This is a genomic window from Devosia sp. P3_B2 (genome assembly GCF_056402875.1).
Genome location: NZ_JBFUGO010000003.1, coordinates 102359 through 119061 on the forward strand (window position 1 = coordinate 102359; position 16703 = coordinate 119061).

At 64.7% G+C, this 16703-nt stretch carries 16 protein-coding genes and 1 pseudogene; 5 read left to right on the forward strand and 12 right to left on the reverse strand.

The window, feature by feature from the left end; translation table 11 throughout:
• The first annotated feature begins 33 nt into the window (after positions 1-33).
• Positions 34-2145, forward strand: a complete 2112-nt coding sequence (gene katE, locus AC1DV8_RS06060) for a catalase (RefSeq protein WP_477156828.1) — start codon at positions 34-36, stop codon at positions 2143-2145.
• 73 nt (positions 2146-2218) lie between these two features.
• Here katE and AC1DV8_RS06065 read toward each other — a convergent pair whose 3' ends face one another.
• The 12 genes from AC1DV8_RS06065 to AC1DV8_RS06120 form a co-directional block, all read right to left on the reverse strand.
• On the reverse strand, positions 2219-3100 hold the full coding sequence (locus AC1DV8_RS06065; RefSeq protein ID WP_477150910.1) for a DUF72 domain-containing protein: 882 nt from the start codon (positions 3098-3100) through the stop codon (positions 2219-2221).
• A gap of 30 nt (positions 3101-3130) precedes the next feature.
• The gene (locus AC1DV8_RS06070) at positions 3131-3994 is read right to left on the reverse strand and encodes a metallophosphoesterase family protein (RefSeq protein ID WP_477156829.1); all 864 of its coding nucleotides are present in this window, start codon (positions 3992-3994) and stop codon (positions 3131-3133) included.
• Between the two features lie 3 nt (positions 3995-3997).
• Complete coding sequence (locus AC1DV8_RS06075) at positions 3998-4930, reverse strand: diacylglycerol/lipid kinase family protein (RefSeq protein WP_477156830.1); 933 nt, start codon at positions 4928-4930, stop codon at positions 3998-4000.
• A 24-nt stretch (positions 4931-4954) separates the two neighbouring features.
• Positions 4955-5332 carry a hypothetical protein gene (locus tag AC1DV8_RS06080; protein WP_477156831.1) on the reverse strand — a complete coding sequence of 126 codons (378 nt, stop codon included), beginning with the start codon at positions 5330-5332 and terminating at the stop codon, positions 4955-4957.
• 502 nt (positions 5333-5834) lie between these two features.
• Positions 5835-6437 carry an alkylhydroperoxidase domain protein gene (locus tag AC1DV8_RS06085; RefSeq protein ID WP_477156832.1) on the reverse strand — a complete coding sequence of 201 codons (603 nt, stop codon included), beginning with the start codon at positions 6435-6437 and terminating at the stop codon, positions 5835-5837.
• A gap of 5 nt (positions 6438-6442) precedes the next feature.
• Entirely contained in the window at positions 6443-7060 is a 618-nt protein-coding gene (locus AC1DV8_RS06090) for a CMD domain protein (RefSeq protein ID WP_477156833.1), read from the reverse strand.
• An 18-nt stretch (positions 7061-7078) separates the two neighbouring features.
• Positions 7079-8119 (reverse strand): putative FMN-dependent luciferase-like monooxygenase, encoded by a 1041-nt coding sequence (locus AC1DV8_RS06095; RefSeq protein ID WP_477156834.1) that lies wholly within the window; start codon positions 8117-8119, stop codon positions 7079-7081.
• Positions 8112-9716 (reverse strand): dipeptide ABC transporter ATP-binding protein, encoded by a 1605-nt coding sequence (locus AC1DV8_RS06100; protein WP_477156835.1) that lies wholly within the window; start codon positions 9714-9716, stop codon positions 8112-8114. The genes AC1DV8_RS06095 and AC1DV8_RS06100 overlap by 8 nt, the downstream gene beginning before the upstream one ends.
• A gap of 1 nt (position 9717) precedes the next feature.
• Entirely contained in the window at positions 9718-10587 is an 870-nt protein-coding gene (locus AC1DV8_RS06105; protein ID WP_477150902.1) for an ABC transporter permease, read from the reverse strand.
• Entirely contained in the window at positions 10584-11528 is a 945-nt protein-coding gene (locus AC1DV8_RS06110; protein ID WP_477156836.1) for an ABC transporter permease, read from the reverse strand. Before AC1DV8_RS06110 ends, AC1DV8_RS06105 begins: the two co-directional genes overlap by 4 nt.
• 63 nt (positions 11529-11591) lie before the next feature.
• Positions 11592-13193 (reverse strand): TIGR04028 family ABC transporter substrate-binding protein, encoded by a 1602-nt coding sequence (locus AC1DV8_RS06115; protein ID WP_477156991.1) that lies wholly within the window; start codon positions 13191-13193, stop codon positions 11592-11594.
• A gap of 297 nt (positions 13194-13490) precedes the next feature.
• Positions 13491-14393 (reverse strand): LysR family transcriptional regulator, encoded by a 903-nt coding sequence (locus tag AC1DV8_RS06120; protein ID WP_477156837.1) that lies wholly within the window; start codon positions 14391-14393, stop codon positions 13491-13493.
• 140 nt (positions 14394-14533) lie between these two features.
• Here AC1DV8_RS06120 and AC1DV8_RS06125 point away from each other — a divergent pair, with 140 nt between their 5' ends.
• From AC1DV8_RS06125 to AC1DV8_RS06140, 4 genes and pseudogenes are all read left to right on the forward strand, one after another.
• A complete protein-coding gene (locus AC1DV8_RS06125; protein WP_477156838.1) occupies positions 14534-14863 on the forward strand; it encodes a nuclear transport factor 2 family protein in 330 nt (109 codons plus the stop codon).
• A 53-nt stretch (positions 14864-14916) separates the two neighbouring features.
• Positions 14917-15152 (forward strand): annotated as a pseudogene (locus AC1DV8_RS06130) (SDR family oxidoreductase); the annotation flags it as partial.
• A 157-nt stretch (positions 15153-15309) separates the two neighbouring features.
• Entirely contained in the window at positions 15310-16104 is a 795-nt protein-coding gene (locus AC1DV8_RS06135) for an alpha/beta fold hydrolase (protein ID WP_477156839.1), read from the forward strand.
• Between the two features lie 133 nt (positions 16105-16237).
• Positions 16238-16699 (forward strand): MarR family winged helix-turn-helix transcriptional regulator, encoded by a 462-nt coding sequence (locus AC1DV8_RS06140; protein ID WP_477156992.1) that lies wholly within the window; start codon positions 16238-16240, stop codon positions 16697-16699.
• Positions 16700-16703: the final 4 nt, after the last annotated feature.

A 16703-nucleotide genomic window follows, 5' to 3' on the forward strand; every position in this document is an offset into this window, starting at 1 on the left:
TCCTCCTTGGCGATCTCACCAAGGGAGCTACAAATGACACGGAAAGCGGCCGGCAAATCTGAGCAAGCGAAATACGGAGATCAGCGGGTCGCGCGCGGCTCCGGGGGAGAGACCCACCAGACCGCCGAAGAAGGCTACGAGACGCTCACCACCCAGCAGGGTACGCCCGTCTCCGATGACCAGAACACGTTGCGCCAGGGCGCACGTGGGCCGGCCCTGCTCGAGGACTTCCACTTCCGCGAGAAGATCTTCCACTTCGATCACGAGCGCATTCCCGAGCGCGTCGTGCATGCCCGCGGCTATGGCGCCCACGGATATTTCGAGACGCTCAAGCCGATCCCCGAGCTGACCAAGGCCGACCTGTTCCAGCGCAAAGGCGAGAAGACGCCCGTCTTCGTCCGCTTCTCGACCGTCGCCGGCAATAAGGGATCGTTCGACCTGGCGCGCGACGTTCGCGGTTTCGCGGTCAAGCTCTACACGCAAGAGGGCAACTGGGATCTCGTGGGCAACAACATCCCGGTGTTCTTCATCCAGGATGCGATGAAATTTCCCGACGTGGTCCACTCGGTGAAGCAGGAACCGGACAAGGATTTCCCCCAGGCGCAAAGCGCCCACGACAACTTCTGGGACTTCATCTCGCTGACCCCCGAAGCGATGCACATGATCATGTGGGTCATGTCGGATCGCGCCATCCCTCGATCCTTCCGCTTCATGGAGGGTTTCGGCGTCCACACCTTCCGGCTGGTGAACGCGGCGGGGAAATCCACGTTTGTGAAGTTCCACTGGAAGCCAAAGCTGGGATTGCAGTCGGTGGTGTGGAACGAAGCAGTCAAGATCAACGGCGCCGACCCGGACTTTCACCGCCGCGACCTGTGGAACGCCATCCAGGCGGGCGATTTCCCGGAGTGGGAGCTCTGTCTCCAGACGTTCGACGAGGCGTTTGCCGAGGCCTTCGACTTCGACGTGCTCGACCCCACCAAGATCATCCCGGAAGAGCAGGTGCCAGCCGTGCCAGTCGGGCGCCTGGTGCTCGACCGGATGCCCGAGAACTTCTTTGCCGAGACCGAACAGGTCGCGTTCATGACGCAAAACATCGTCCCGGGTATCGAGTTCTCGAACGATCCGCTGCTGCAGGGGCGTAACTTCTCCTACCTCGATACGCAGCTGAAGCGGCTGGGCGGTCCGAACTTCACCCACCTGCCGATTAACGCGCCAAAATGCCCGTTCCACCATTTCCAGCAGGACGGCCACATGGCTTTCCACAACCCGCGGGGCCGGGCGAACTATGAGCCCAACTCGTGGGGGCCGGAAATCGGCGGGCCGCGGGAATCGCAAGAGCGCGGGTTCGCCACCCTGGTGCAGGAGCCTGAAGGGCCGAAGCTCCGGCAACGTCCGGAGAGCTTTGCCGACCACTACAGCCAAGCCCGGCAGTTCTTCGACAGCCAAACCCTGATCGAACAGCGCCACATCGCCGACGCACTGGTGTTCGAACTATCGAAATGCGAAGTCCCGAGGATCCGGGAGCGTATGCTCGGCCACCTGCAGAACATCCACGACGAGCTGGCGGATGCGGTGGCGGAGGGACTTGGGGTGGCCCAGTTGCCGGCCCCGGCCGATGCCGCGATCACCCCTCGTACCGACCTGGCGCCGTCTGACGCGCTGAGCATTCTCAAGCGCGGACCGGCCTCGTTCAAGGGACGCAAGCTGGGCGTGCTGATGACGGACGGCGTCGACGCGGTGCTGCTCGGCGAGTTGCGCAACGCTGCGGCGGCGCAGGGCGTGACCGTCGAGCTGATTGCGCCCAGCGTCGGCGGCGTGGTGGCGAATGATGGCACGACGATCCGCGCCAACCACAAGATCGACGGCGCGCCGTCGGTGGTGTTCGACGCGGTTGCCCTGCTGATCGCGGACGAAGGTGCGCTTGGCCTCCTCAAACTTCCGCCCGCCCGGGATTTCGTTTCCGACGCCTACGCCCACTACAAGTTCGTGGGCTTCACCGCCGCGGCCACCAAGCTGTTCGCCAAGGTTGGGCTGCCGGAGGATCTCGACGACGGCTTCATCATCCTCGAATCCGCCGCCGACGCCAAGGCCTTCCTGAAGCGCTGCGCCGACCTCCGCTTCTGGGACCGCCCGGACGGAGCCTGAACGCGGGAATGGCGGAACTGGGGGGCAATAATGTCGCTCGGCTCCGCCATAAACCGACTGATGGCGTCCGCGGCTAAGTCGCCGACAGGATTTCGGCCAGCATCATCGCGTTCTTGATCGCATAGCCGTCGAAGTCATTGTTGAAGTAGATCCACACGCGCTTGGCTGCGACCGCGCGAATCCGATGAGCCCAGTCGGTCAGTTCCTCGTGGCTGTAGTCGTGCCGGTACCATCGCTCTACGCCGTGAAAGCGGACGTAGATATCGTCCGCCGTCTTGATCACGGGATCCGGCAGACGGGGCCCGCTGCAGGAACAGAAGATGGCGCCGGCGTCGCGGAACGCCACATAGACCTCGTCACTCCACCAGCTCGGATGGCGAAACTCGACAACGTTACGGCGGGCGGGATCCAGCTGCGCCAGGATGTTCTGCAGCCGAGCAGGCGAGTAGTGGTAACTGGGCGGCAGCTGAAACAGGAAACAGCCCATTAGCGGCCCTAAGAGATCAGCGATATGACCGAAGTCGCGTACCAGCGTCGCCGTGCCCTCGAACTTCTTGATGTGGGTTATGAGTTCCGACGCCTTGACGGTGTAGGTCATTTCCCGGCCTTCGGCCTGTCTACGCCATGACTGCACAGTCGCCAGCGTCGGCCATGAATAAAACGGCGCGTTCAGCTCAACGGTGCTGAAATGGTCGGCATAGTGCGAGAACCAGTTGCTGGTCGGCAGCTGGGTTGGATAAAAGTGACCCCGCAGGTGCCAGTAAAACCAGCCTGAACATCCGATATTCAGTGCGGGCGGTGTCGACGGCTGCCGAACGATGCCGGCGGTTTCGGCGAGCAAGCGAGCGTTGTGCATCTTGCTAGCCCGCAGGAGTGTGATCTCGCGTTGCTTGACGCGCCGTTCGGCCTTTTTCGCTCGGCGCTCCTCAACGGTCAGGGTTTGCGTTTCGGCCATGTCGTCAGAACCAGCCTGGACGCGGATGGTTCAAGAAGGGCCGACCTGACCTTCAGACGGCATTGCTTCTGACGAGGCAGAGGCGGTTTCTCTCGTCACCCAGCCGGAGGTGCTCCAGTCGCGCACTGTCACGGTTATGCGGCCCTGCTCGATGTCGATGAGGTTGTAGCCGTTGGGCTCGCCGCGAAGGCGGGTTGAAATCGTGGATGACGCCTGAGCCACGAGAATCGGGGCCAGCGCGGCGCGCCGGAGTCCCGAGGGTGCGCCTTGGGCGATCGATCCAGGGTGCTCGTGCTTGCGCACGTAAGACAGATGAAAGTGCCCCGACAGCACCAGGCGGATGCCGAGCCGGGTGAAGGTTTCGAGGGCTAGGTCGGCGCGCTTGACCAACCTCATGGGCTTTTCGGCGACCGTTTCCGGCTGCATCAGCGGGTGATGCGCGACGACGATCCGAAGCGCGCCGGGTGATGCACCTTCGAACTGCCGCTCCAGCTCGTCCAGCTGGTCACGGTTTATCGATCCGTGCGCCCAGTTCAACCCGGCCCTGAGGCGCCTCGAGGTCTTGATCCCGGCGATCGCCACGCCTCCTATCTCGGTGAAGGGTTCGAGGTCATTCGCGATGTACTTTCGATAGAGACCATATGGATCGAGGAAGCGGCGGACGAGGTTGCGCGCCGGGACATCGTGGTTGCCGGGGACGGCAAATACGGGTGTGCTCAAGGTATCGAGAAACGCTTTGGCAACCCGAAATTCCTCTTCGGAACCCACCTGGGTAAAGTCCCCGCTGACGACGACAAGGTCGGGGTGCTGGCTGGTCAGGTCGTCGGCCAACCCTTCGGCGAGCCGCGTATCGTGGTGGCCGAAATGCAAGTCGGAGAGATGACAGATCCGCATGGCTCAGGATGCCTCGAGGGGAGGTGCCGCTTCGGCAGGTTCCGGGGGCGCCAGGATCGTTAGCGCCAGCGGCAGGACGCGGAACCTCAGCGGGCCGGAGAGGGCGACGATCTCACCGTCCACCATGGCGCGTATGCGCAGCCATCGCGTCCGCACGACGACGGCGCGGACGTTTTCGATCGTCAGGACATCGTCGTTCCGCCACGTCCCCAGAGCCATCTCCACGGCGAGCCGCAGCGCATCCCGAACGGTGAGGTGCCGCAGCAGGTAGATGCTGAGGGTGCCGCCATCCAGCCGTTGGCGCTGAAACAGCTGGCCCAGCCCCTCGGCGTAGTCGTTGTTGGCAACCGCGATGGACTGGACGCGCTCGATACGCGGCTCGCCGTCCCTTGTGGCTATTTCAGCGGCGAAGCGGCGTACGCGCGACAGCCGACGGATCAGGTGACCAAGGAAGCCGAGCCTTGCGGCGAAGTCCTCTCGGCCACGCAGTTTTTCTCGCGCGGCGGCTATGCCGGGCACGGCGCCGATGACAACCTTGTGGAGGAAGATGCGGCCGTTGATTTCGCCGACGTCCATGCGGCGCGGCACCATCGCATCAAGGGCGCCGAACCAACCCTCGAGGGTTGAGGGAATCGACAAATCCCGGGCCAGCAGATTGGCCGTTCCCAACGGCAGCACTGCCAGGGGCCGCCCGGTCTCGATGGCAACGCCTGCCATGCCCGTCGCCGTTCCGTCGCCACCTGCCGCCAGGAGAATGTCCGCCGTGCTGTTTCGAGCGAGGCGCAGCCGATCCTCGAATGATCGGTTCGGGTCAGCGTCGAGGCTGATCGGGTCCCCGCGCTCTGCGAACAGCGCGAGCAGCCGGTCGGCAGTAATGCCCTGCCGCATCGCGCCGCCAGAGTGTGGATTCAGGAGCACGTGGTATTTGGTGCGCATCCGTTACCTTTGGTTCGCCCGGGATCACCGCACGTGACGGCCCTCAGCCAAACTGTGGTTCGGCATCTTCCGACGCAGGTCCTTCAGCAGCTCGGCGACCTGGTCCATTGACCTTCGCGTATCCTCAACTCGGCTCAGCGGCGGCAGGTTGCCGGTTCGCGCAGAAAAGTCGCGGCGCGTGCCCTCGATTTCCTCGACCAACTCGTCAATGACCCTGCCGAGCGCACGTGAGGCATTGCCGTCGAGCCGTCCGGATGTCACCTGGCGCGTGATGAAGGCGGCCTTGCGGTGGTATGTCGCGAGCAGCGGGCTGAATGGAGCGATGACTTGTTCTTCATGCTCGCGCTCGACAGCACGCGATGAACGTGCCCTGCGCTTAATGGCAAGATTGCTGTCGCCCATGGCGAGCTCCCTGAGGCGGCGAGCCGCCCCCGTTGATGCGATTGAAACTATGCCAGCAGCCACACCAGCGTTATCGGCAGAGCCATCGCGCCGGTGAGCACGACCAAGGCGCCGAGCCACCAGGCCCAATTCAAGGCCAATGGTCGCTTTAGTGAAGGGTTGCCCATCCGGGCCTCTTTCCGAGCTCCACCAATAGGATGTGACGCAGCATCTCCAGACGCGTCACCCCTGCGAGGCGAGCCAGATAATCAAGGCGTTCGACCTGCCCTGGGACCACGGCTACGGCGACGCGCTTGCGTGAGGTGCGGTTGGCTCGATTGCTCATGCAAGCACAAGACGCCCCGGGGGTATGGGAGTCAAAGTATTACCGAGTGAGGCCGTTACTCACTGTCGTAATTCAGCGGTAGCCGCCGAGGCGCATGCTGTTGATCCTCCAGCACTCGGAGTCACGAGCGCTGGAGGCATTCTTCGAGGACTTCCGTCTCTCCATGCAGATATCGTCTTAGCCGACAGCCGGGGTGGGTTCGCCGATCGACAACATCAGCCGGTTGGCCCAGTTGAAGAAGGCGGCCGCCTGGATCAGGTCGGCAATGGCGAAATCGTCGAGGCCCTGCTCGCGAAGCGACGCGATCTCGGTGGGGCCGAACTCGGAGGGAGTGGCGGTGAGCTTGACCGAGGCATCGACCAGTTCGTTCCAGCGCGGGCCGAGGTCGACGTTCACGCCGTCGGCGAGGAGCTTGTCCACGTCCTCGCTGCGCTTCGAATAGGTCGAAGCGAAGCGGGCGTGGACCGAGGCGCAGAAGATGCAACCATTGTAGCGGGAGGTCGCGGCGGCCGCGAGTTCGCGCTCGGCGCGAGGCAGGCCGGCATCGGGGTTGTAGAAGATGTCCTTGTCGGTGCGGGTGCGCGCGCCGAGGATGTCGGGATCGCGGGCCAGCAGCATGAAATAGGGCGACTTGGCACGGCTCGCCTCGGTGAGCCCGTCCCAGTGGCGCTGGGTCAGTTCCTCTTCCTTCAGCGGCTCGAGCCAAGGGGCCCAGCCGATATTGGCCTGGGTGAAGGCGACGGGGCGGTTGGGGTCGTTGTAGGTGATGGCTTGGGTCATGTTGCTCACTCGGCGGCGACGGACTGGGTGTCGACGGCGGCGAGCGCCCGCAACCCGGTGACGACACGGATCTGGAAGGAGAGGAAGGCGACGAGCTGGCTGAGCGTGACGATATCGTCGGTCGACCAGCCGGCATTGAGCAGCGCCTGGAGGGCGGCAGAGCTGGCGTCGCGGGGGCGGAAGACCAGCAGGTGGGCATGGACGAGCGCCGCTTCGAGGCGGCCGAGCACGGCGCGGTTGGCCGGATCGGGGGCGTAGAGCAGGCCGGGCGTGTCCTCGGCCGTCAGCGGGCCGGCGGGATAGGTGCCGTAGGGACCGGAAGTTTCGCCGCGGCGGATTTCGGCGCTGATGGCGCCGAGCAGGCCGGCGCGGTCATGGTGGCCGAGGGCCTCGCGGTAGAAGGCGGCGACCCCCTCATTGCGATGGAGGCCGGCAACGAAATAGGCGACGGCGAAGCGCTCCTCGATCAGCACGGTGCCGGGCGTCGCGGGCGCAAACAGCGCGTCATAGCTCGCTTGCGCGTTGTCGCGGGCCTGCACGCGGTTGCGGCGGACGGTGTCCAGCCTCGAACCGGGGACGATGCCGACCAGCCGGTCGATAATGTCGATCTGGGTGTGGCTCATGGGATTCCTCCTTCTAAATTAGCGGACGACGCTGAGGCGCGGGGCCGGCTTGTCGGCCTTCTGCCAGCCGAGCTGCGGCGCGACATGGGCGGCGATCAGTTCGATCGAGCGCAGCACCAGTTCGTGCGGCGGATCGACCGAGTGCACCTGGAAGACGATGTCGGTGACGCGCGACAGCGTCGTGTCGCGATGGAGGCTCGCCAGAACATCCTCGATGGTGCCGACATGGGTGTCGGTGGCGGCGATCAGGTGGTCGAGATCGTCGCTCTCGAAGCGATGGCCGCTCTTGGCGAGTCCTGCAGCGGCCTTCCTGAGCCCGATCTCGGCATAGTGCCGAGCTTCGTCGCGGTTGTCGGCGACGAACAGGGTGCGCGAGGCGACGATGCGCGGCGTAATCTCGCGCGGCAGGTGCTCGTAATAGGCGTCGACGATCGGACGTTGCAGATCGGCGAGGCTGGCCCTGGGGTTGTCGGCCGGCCGTGGCTGGGTCCGCGACAGCATCAGCCCGTCGCCGGCCTTGCCGGCCCGGGTACCACCGGCGACCGAAAACGTCGCCTGCCAGAAGCGTTCGAGCAGATGCGGCGCGGCGGGATAGAGCTTGGTGTCGCCGGTGATTGGCGAGCCGGAGAGCGCGGTGCGGAAGGTGGCGAGGTGCTTGTCGTAGATGGCGTTCTTGTCGGCCACGTCGAAGCCGAAGGCCGTGAACGAGGACGGCGTGCCGCCTGAGCCGAGGCCCAGCTCCAGACGGCCGCCCGAGAGCAGGTCGAGCACGGCGGCGTCCTCGGCGGCGCGGATCGGCTGTTCGAGTGGCAGGGTGATGATGCCGGTGCCGAGGCGGATACGCGAGGTGCGTGCCGCGACATAGGACAGGAACACCAGCGGCGACGGCAGGCCGCCCTCGTCGCGATGGAAATGGTGCTGCGCCACCCAGGCGGTGTCGAAGCCGTGCTGCTCGGCGTGGATGATCTGGTCGGCGGCGTTGTGGTAGCGCTCACCGGGGCTGGTGTCATCGAGCAGCCGGGTGAAGAAGCCGAGGCGCTTCGGGATGGTGTCAGGCATTGGCGTGGCTCCGCTTTCCGGGAATGGCGTCGATGAGTTCGCGGGTGTAGGCGCTTTGCGGGCGAAGGAAGACCTCCTCCACCCGGCCGGCTTCGACCTGCCGGCCATTGTGGAGGACCGACACGGTGTCCGAGATCTGCCGCACCACGGCGAGATCGTGCGAGACGAAGAGGTAGGTGAGGCCGCGCTCGCGCTGCAGCTCGTCGAGGAGCTTCAGGATCTGGGCCTGCACGGTGACGTCGAGGGCGGAGACCGCCTCGTCGAGCACCAGCACTTTGGGGTCGAGGATCAGCGCGCGGGCGATGGCGACACGCTGACGCTGGCCGCCGGAGAGGGCGCGCGGGCGGCGGCCGCGGAGCGGTTCGGGCAGGCCGACGCGCTCGAGCAGGGCGTTGACCTTCCTAGCCCGGGCGGCGGCGTCTCGCTCGCCGAAATTGATCAGCGGCTCCTCGACGATCGAGAAGACGGTCTGGCGCGGATCGAGCGAGGAGAAGGGGTTCTGGTAGACCAGCTGGATGGTCTGCCGGAACTTGCGCAGCGCCTCGCCCTTCAGCGAGGCAATATCGGTGCCCTCGATACGGATGGCGCCGGCGGTGGGCCGGCCAAAGCCGACGACGTCGCGAACGGTGGTGGTCTTGCCCGAGCCGCTCTCGCCGACGATGGCATGGGTGGTGCCGCGGCGGACGGTGAAAGAGACGCCGTCGACAGCGCGAAAACCCTTCCGGCCATCGGCGTGATACTCGTGGACGAGGCTGTCGACGATGATGGCGTCGTCGCCCTCCAGCGGTGCGGTACGGAAACTGCCGGTGGCGAGCGAAGGGGCATCGGCGAGGAGCCGCTGCGCGTAGGGGCTGCGTGGGTTGGCCAGCAGCGCCTGGGTCTCGCCGGTCTCGTGGATGCGGCCGCCCTGCAGTACGACGATGCGGTCGGCACGGTCGGCAGCGACGCCCAGGTCGTGGGTCACGAGCAGCATGGCCGTGCCGTTCTCGCGGCGCAGTTCGTCGATTAGATCGAGGATGCGGCGCTGCACGGTGACGTCGAGCGCCGAGGTTGGCTCGTCGGCGATGATCAGCTGCGGCTCCAGCGCGATGGCGATGGCGATCAGCACGCGCTGCTTCATGCCGCCCGAGAGCTCATGCGGGTATTGCTTAGCCCGAAGCGCGGGCTCGGAAAGGCCGACGCGGGCGAGGAGCTCGATGACACGGGCCGCGATGATCTTGCTGTCGCGCTCGCCGTGGATGCGGAGGATTTCGCCGACCTGCGCGCCGACGGTCTTCACCGGGTTGAGCGAGCTGGTGGGGTCCTGCGGGATGAGGCTGATCTGCTTGCCGCGGATGGCATCGAAGCGCTTGCCGGACCAGCGCGAGATGTCCTCGCCGTTGAGCCGGATGCTGCCGGTTTCGATGCGGCCGTTCTCGGGCAGGAGCCCGATCACCGCCTGGGCGGTGGTGGTCTTGCCCGAGCCGGATTCGCCGACCAGCGCCACCACTTCGCCGGGAGCGATGGTGAAGCTCACTTCATGGGTGACGCGGGTGGCGTGGTCGCGCTCGTCGTAGGCGACGGAGAGGTTTTCGACGGCGAGAAGGGGCGTCGTCATCTCAGCGCCCCCTAGCTAGCGACTGGCTGATGCGATTGGCCGAGAGCACCACCAGCACGACGACGATGCCGGGCGCGGTGGTGAGCCACCACGCGGTCGAGATGTAGTTGCGGCCCTCCGCGATCAGCAGCCCCCATTCGGGCGTCGGCGGCGGCGCGCCATAGCCGAGAAAGCCGAGGGTCGAGATGGCGAGGATGGCGCTGCCGAACTGCAGCGCGGCAAAGGCCAGCACCGAGACCAGCGAGTTGGGCAGCACGTGGCGCCAGAGCACGGCAAAGAAAGTGCCGCCCGAGCCGAAGGCGGCCTCGACATAATCGGAGCGGCGAACGCGCACGACTTCGGAGCGCGACAGGCGGGCAAAGCTCGCGACCGAGGTGATGCCGACGGCGATCGCAGCGTTCACCGTGCCGAAGCCGAGAAGGATGATGATCGAGAGCATCAGCAGCAGGCCGGGGATCGACAGCAGCACGTCGACGAGCCGCATGATCGCCTCTTCCACGAGGCCGCCGGTCGAGCCGGCGACGACGCCGAGCGCGGTGCCAAGAACCAGCCCCACCGCCACGGCGACGAACGCGCCGGTGAGCGAGTGCACTGCGCCGTAGACGATGCGGGCAAAGAGGTCGCGGCCGAGCGCATCGGTGCCCAGGATGTGCAGCGCACTCGGGGCCTTCAGTTTTTCGGCCGGCAGGCCCTGCACCGGGTTGAAGCTGGTGAAGAGCTGCGGGAACAGCGCGAAGAGCACGACGACGGCAACGACGATCCAGGCAATGACGAGGGCGGGCTGGACCTGCCTGAGGCGGGCGACGAGGCTCGAACGTTCGCGGTTCCGGCTCGTAGCAACGAAGCCGTCGACGGTACCGATGCTGCTCATGCTGTTGCTCCCCTGGCCTTCCTGAGGCGTGGATCGAAGACGGGATAGAGAAGGTCGACGGCGAGATTGACGATCACGAAGGCGGCGGCCGAGAACACCACGACTGCTTGGATCACCGAGGAATCCTGGAAGCGCACCGAGCGTTCGGTGAGCCCGCCGATGCCGTTGAGGCCGAAGACGGTTTCGGTGATCACCGCGCCGGCGAGCAGCTCGCCAAAGAGGATGCCGGCGATAGTCAGTGTCGGCAGCAGGGCGTTCTTCGCCACGTGCTTCCACAGCACCCAACTGGGCGAAGCGCCCTTGGCGCGGGCCACGGCGACGAAGGGCTGCGTCGAGGCTTCATCGATATTGCGCATCAGGATCTGCGCCAGCGGTGCCGAGATCGGGATGGCGAGAGTGATCACCGGCAGGATCAGCCCTTCGATCTCGCCGGGGTTGATCACCGAGATCCACTTCAAGCGGAACGAGAAGATCTGGATCAGCATAATGCCCAGCCAGAACACCGGAACGGAGATGAACAGCGCCGGGATCGCCTGGATGGCGCCGCGCAGCCACTTGAAGGGCGCGAGCGTCGCGAGGAACGCGAGGGTGAAGGCGAGGAGCACGGCGAGGGTGAAGCCAAGGCTCGCGAGGCGGGCGGTGGCCGGGAGGTTAGCCAGCAGCTCCTGCGCCACCGGGATCGAGCCGACCACCGAGTAGCCGAACTGGCCGGTGAGGAAATTGCCGAGCGTCTGCAGGTACTGCGCCCAGAGCGGGCTATCGACGCCGTACGCCTCGCGCAGAGCGGCGATCTGCTCGGGACCGAGGCCAAGGTCGGGGCTCTGGAACTTGATCAGGATGGCGTCGCCGGGCAGCGCCTGCAGCAGCAGGAAGGCGGCGGTAAAGGCGACCCAGAGGACGAAGAGGGCCTGTCCGATCCGGCTCAGGATGTAGCGCGACATTGGCGGCGCTCCGAAAACAAGGGGGTGGCCCCGGGCGTTGCCGCCCGGGACTTTGGGGGGAGATCAGTGGGCAGCGAGCCACACGTTGTAGAAGCTCGGCCGGCCGACGGCCTCGAAGGCCAGCCCGTTCACGTAGGGGGCCGTGGCGAAGGCCTGCGGCTCCTCGAAGAACGGGATGATGTAGGCCTGGTCGAGCACGTAGCCCTGGATTTCGCCGGCGATGGCGAGGCGCTTGGCGCGGTCGGTCTCGGAGGCGAGGCCCTCGAGCAGGCCGTTCAGCTTGTCGTCGACGAAGCTCTGTACCTTGTCGCTCGAGCCGCCCTTCTGCAGCAGCCAGTCGCGGTTCTTGGGATAGAAGCCGGACTTGATCACGTCGGGATCGGCACGACCGACCATCGCCACCGTGACCGGGGTCTTCAGCGGATCGAGCTGGTCGAGCGTACGGCTGCCGGCGTCACCGGCCAGCACATTGAGCTTCACGCCGATCTGCGCCCACTGCTGGGCCACCAGCTGCAGCACGCCCTCGTTCTGCGGCTGCGGCAGCGACACGTAGATGGTCAACTCGAACTTCTTGCCGTCCTTCTCGAGAATGCCATCAGCGCCCGGCGTCCAGCCGACTTCGGCGAACAGCGCCTTGGCCTTCTCCTGGTCGAAGACGAGCTTGCTGGACTCATCGACATAGCCGGCGGCGTGCTGCGAGATCACCGAGGTCGCCAGCGGGTAGTTGGCCGAGAACAGCGTATCGACGATCTCCTGGCGGTTGGTCGCAAGCGTCAGCGCCTGCCGCACCTTCAGGTCGGCGACCAGCGGGTTGTCCGGACGGAAGGCAATCGAGTTGTTCACGCCGCGGGTGTTGGGCGCAAAGATCTCGAAGCCGGCGTCGTTCACCTGCGGCTCGTCATAGGCCTGGATCTGGCGGATGACGTCGGCCTGGCCGGCCAGCAGGGCGCCGATGCGGACGCTGTCCTCGGGGGTGATGATGTACTTGATGGCATCGAGATAGGCGCGGCCCTGGTGCTCGAACTTGGCCGGGCCCCAGTTGTAGTCGGGGCGTGCCCTAAGGTTCAGCTCCTTGCCCAGGGTCTCGCTCTCGACCACGAACGGGCCGGAGCCGACGATCTTGGTGGCGTCGCCAAGCGCATCATACGGCTGAGCCAGCGTCGCGACCGAGACGATGCCCGAGCCGATCACCGCGGTGCCCTGGAGGAAGCCCGGCGAGGGCTTCTTGAAATGGAACTTGATCGTCAGGTCGTCGACCACCTCGGAGTGGTCGTAGTTGTTGATGACCTCGGAGACCGGGTATTTCAGCTCTTTGTTGCCCAGCCCGAAGATGTCGAAATTGGCGGCCACCGCCTTGGCGTCGAGCGGGGTGCCATCGGAGAAGGTGATGCCGGGGCGGAGCTTGAAAGTGTACTCCGTGGCCGTGTCATTCACCTGCCAGCTTTCGGCCAGCCACGGCTCGATCTCGAGCGTCTGCGGGTTCTGGTAGGTCAGCTTGTCGGTGATCTGGTTGAGCACGCCGCCGTTCGGATAGAAGCCGCCAGCGGGGGGATAGAGGTTCGTGTGGGCCTGCTGCTCCAGGTAGATCAACGTGCCGCCGGTGACTGGCGCCGCTTCCTGTGCGAGGGCCGGAAAAGCCACCATGCCGGCCAGCAGCGTCCCCATGACGCCTTTCAGAGCCGAGCGGCGGGTGAGGTTGAGAACGGTGCGCGACAATGTTGCCTCCTTGTGAGCGTGCTCACCCGGCGGACCGGATGACACGCAGAAGGGTAGCGCCAATTCCTAGTTTCGCAATAAACTCTATCGAAAAAGTAGTCTATCTAAGGTGCGGGGTCCGGAAGAAGTATCCCTCGATCCCAGCCCGGGGAGCACGCGTACGCAAACCGGCGCTGCGGGGCGTCCGCTCTTGATGCGCCTCCGGTGACCGCTTGTGGCCCGAAGCGGACATTGGTCCAGGAGCGGCTAACCGTTCGCGTTTGCGAACTCTCTCGCAGCCTGGACAAAGGCACTGAAGGCTGCGGGTGGGTTCTTCCTGCCCGGGTAATAGAGCGAGAGTGGCGCCAGCGGCGGAGTCCAGTCATCCAGGACGCGCACGAGCCGACCCTCAGAGATGTCCTCGCGCACGTCCGCCTCCATCACGTATCCAAGACCAATCCCGTTCTGCGCGGCAATCCGGACCAGGCTCGGCTCGTCAAGGGTGATGGATCCCTGGACATCGATTTGGGCGGCGGTTCCTTCCTTCTCGAAGCGCCAGCGGAGCAAAGCGTTGTTCGGAAGACGCGCCCGGATACAGCGAAACCGATAAAGGTCGGCCGGAACGATAGGGTGCCCGTGCGTGCGCAGGAAATCCGGCGAAGCGACGACCGCGTTACGGCGCGGCAGTCCAAGCGAAACGGCGATCATGTCGCTGGGCACAAGGTCCGCCGGCCTCAGGCCGATGTCGAATCCGGCGGCGACAATGTCGACCAGCCGCCCCTCCGTGACCAGATCGATATGCACCTGCGGGTAGCGCCGCAGGAACGACAGGACGAGGGGAACCATCACTTCTCGCGCCGCCGATGCAAAGGCGTTGATACGCAGCGTACCGGTAGGCGTCTCCTGCAGCGATTGAACCGCCAGCATGGCGTCATGGATGTCGGTCATTGCTGGGCCAACCCGCTCGACAAAGGTCCTCCCGGCATCCGTGAGCGAAACGCTGCGCGTCGTGCGGTTGAACAGGCGAATGCCCAAGCGCTCCTCGAGCTTCGCAATGGCATTGCTCAGTGCCGTCGTGGACATGCCCAATTCAAGCGCCGCAGCCCGAAAGGAGCCCAAACGGGCAATGCTCAGAACCGCATCCAGATCGGCAAGAACAGATCGCGTCATTGTCCCTCTTTTCGAAATGCCGCATCCTGCTTTGTCCTAGTTATCGCGTCAATCGCTCAGGCATAGATTGACACTGCCGGCCCTTGAAGAGGTCGGGCACACGGCCAGCAAGGCCGCATAAGAAATCCTGGAGAGCCAAAATGACTGTCAAGTTGCCCAAGAGCATCGAAGCCTACTTCGTCGCCGACCGAGATCGCGGCGCCGATGCGGTCGCCGCCTGCTTCACCGAAGACGCCGTGGTCAAGGATGAAGGAAAGACCCATGTCGGCCTTGCCGCCATCCGCACGTGGAAGGCTGGGTCCGCCCAGAAATACAGCTACACCGTGGACCCCGTCTTCATCGCTACCGAGAGCGGGAAGACCCAGGTGACGGGCCACGTCGTGGGCGATTTCCCGGGGAGCCCGGTTGACCTGCGGTACCTCTTCGTCCTTGCGGACGACAAGATCGCAGAGCTGGAGATCACGGTATGACACCGTTCCTCACGGCAGGGGCGGCGGGCTGCTTCGCGAGAGGTTTCGCCGAAGGCTGGATCGACAGCCCGAAGTCCAACGGCCTGGCGTTACGCTTGGCCAAGCCAGCCGGCACTGACTACGCCAGCGGGGTGAGGATGATCATGAAGTCGCTCGGCGGCATCCCGCTGGGGCGACCTGCCGAGCCGGACGAAGTCGCCGACTTATTGCGTTCCTGGCTTCGAATCCCGCAACCTCGATCACCGGGACCGAGCATGTAATCGATGGGGGCACTATCCCGACTGCCTGACGACGACTGACGCGCCGAGCGGCGTCGAACTTGGCCGACCGGCGATCCAATCACGAAAACATCTATCGCGATAAATAATGCTGGACAGGCCACACTCAGTATGCGACACGATCTATATCGCGATAATGATTATCGCGATACTAAATGGAGATGAACTATGAGCCCGATCACCAAGACCCTTCTGGCTGCCACCGCCGCATCGGCAATTTCCCTACCGCCAATGACTCAGGCGCAGAGCCAAATTGCTGCGCCGCAGTCCGTCCGCAACGTCGTGCTCGTGCACGGTGCCTTCGCCGATGGTTCCGGCTGGCGCGGCGTCTACGACAACCTGACCGCGCGTGGCTACAAGGTCTCCATCGTGCAAAATCCTCTGACGTCGCTGGCCGACGACGTGGCAGCGACCCGGCGTGTGCTCGACCTACAGACCGGTCCGACCATTCTCGTGGGCCACTCGTGGGGCGGGACAGTGATCACCGAGGCGGGTGTTCACCCCAACGTTGCCGGTCTCGTCTACGTCTCCGCCTTGTCCCCCGATGCCGGCGAAACCACAGGCCAGCAGTACGAAGGCTTTGCCCCAACACCCAACTTTGTCATCGACGTCCGTCCGGATGGCTATGGCTTCATTAACCCCGGCAAGTTCAAGGCCGGCTTCGCGCACGATACCACCGACGAGGATGCCGCGTTCATGCGGGACTCGCAGGTGCCGATCAATATGTCCGTGTTTGCCACGCCGCTGGAAAACGCCGCCTGGCGGTCCAGGCCTAGCTGGGCAGTAATCGCCACCGAGGACCGGGCCTTCGACCTAGCGATGCTTCGGCATATGGCCAAACGGATCGGCGCCACCGTTGCAGAGGTTTCTGCCAGCCACGCGGTCTTCATGACCCAGCCAGAGGTCGTGTCGGACACGATCGACAAGGCGGCGCACAGCATTGGTGTGGTGGCCGCTCATTGAGTGCTGAATACCAGGGTGGGCACAGCTCCAAATGTGCCCACCTTGCCCTTGGTTCACCGGCTTGGACAACGTCGATTATCGCGATATATTTACGCCGGTTCCCCTGTGCGACTGGAAATTCATTGTGAACGATATACCCGACAATCCGCCGGTCGCTCTGGCCCACCAGCCCTGCTACGCGATCTACACAGCAGGCATCGCCATTCAGCGCCTCTACAAGCCCCTGCTGGACGAACTCGGACTAACCTATCCGCAGTTTCTTGTGCTCAACGTCCTATGGGCTGAAGACAGTCAGACCGTCGGCACCATCGCTGAAAAACTCGCGCTGGAATCGAGCACGCTGACGCCGTTGCTCAAGCGACTAGAAGCAGCAGGTCTCGTCGATCGTCGACGCAATGCCGCCAACGAGCGCCAGGTCATTGTCGCACTGACGGGCGAGGGCAAGGCGCTGCAGACGCGAGGTGGGTGCCTCGCCGATGCGCTACTGGAGAGCAGCGGTGAAACGGCCTTGGCGCTTGCGAAGATAAACGAAGAGGTGCGACGCCTGCGCGATCGGATCTACGAGCATGTTGGTGGCTGGGCCGCCCCTCTTTAGACAT

What these genes read in the sequence shown, in the direction of transcription:
- AC1DV8_RS06115 (WP_477156991.1), bottom strand. Translation starts at nt 13,193, where the DNA reads ATGGGGACGCTGCTGGCCGGCATGGTGGCTTTTCCGGCCCTCGCACAG.
- AC1DV8_RS06070 (WP_477156829.1), bottom strand. Translation starts at nt 3,994, where the DNA reads ATGCGGATCTGTCATCTCTCCGACTTGCATTTCGGCCACCACGATACG.
- AC1DV8_RS06125 (WP_477156838.1), top strand. Translation starts at nt 14,534, where the DNA reads ATGACTGTCAAGTTGCCCAAGAGCATCGAAGCCTACTTCGTCGCCGAC.
- AC1DV8_RS06095 (WP_477156834.1), bottom strand. Translation starts at nt 8,119, where the DNA reads ATGCCTGACACCATCCCGAAGCGCCTCGGCTTCTTCACCCGGCTGCTC.
- AC1DV8_RS06105 (WP_477150902.1), bottom strand. Translation starts at nt 10,587, where the DNA reads ATGAGCAGCATCGGTACCGTCGACGGCTTCGTTGCTACGAGCCGGAAC.
- AC1DV8_RS06135 (WP_477156839.1), top strand. Translation starts at nt 15,310, where the DNA reads ATGAGCCCGATCACCAAGACCCTTCTGGCTGCCACCGCCGCATCGGCA.
- AC1DV8_RS06120 (WP_477156837.1), bottom strand. Translation starts at nt 14,393, where the DNA reads ATGACGCGATCTGTTCTTGCCGATCTGGATGCGGTTCTGAGCATTGCC.
- AC1DV8_RS06075 (WP_477156830.1), bottom strand. Translation starts at nt 4,930, where the DNA reads ATGCGCACCAAATACCACGTGCTCCTGAATCCACACTCTGGCGGCGCG.
- AC1DV8_RS06080 (WP_477156831.1), bottom strand. Translation starts at nt 5,332, where the DNA reads ATGGGCGACAGCAATCTTGCCATTAAGCGCAGGGCACGTTCATCGCGT.
- katE (WP_477156828.1), top strand. Translation starts at nt 34, where the DNA reads ATGACACGGAAAGCGGCCGGCAAATCTGAGCAAGCGAAATACGGAGAT.
- AC1DV8_RS06100 (WP_477156835.1), bottom strand. Translation starts at nt 9,716, where the DNA reads ATGACGACGCCCCTTCTCGCCGTCGAAAACCTCTCCGTCGCCTACGAC.
- AC1DV8_RS06065 (WP_477150910.1), bottom strand. Translation starts at nt 3,100, where the DNA reads ATGGCCGAAACGCAAACCCTGACCGTTGAGGAGCGCCGAGCGAAAAAG.
- AC1DV8_RS06090 (WP_477156833.1), bottom strand. Translation starts at nt 7,060, where the DNA reads ATGAGCCACACCCAGATCGACATTATCGACCGGCTGGTCGGCATCGTC.
- AC1DV8_RS06110 (WP_477156836.1), bottom strand. Translation starts at nt 11,528, where the DNA reads ATGTCGCGCTACATCCTGAGCCGGATCGGACAGGCCCTCTTCGTCCTC.
- AC1DV8_RS06085 (WP_477156832.1), bottom strand. Translation starts at nt 6,437, where the DNA reads ATGACCCAAGCCATCACCTACAACGACCCCAACCGCCCCGTCGCCTTC.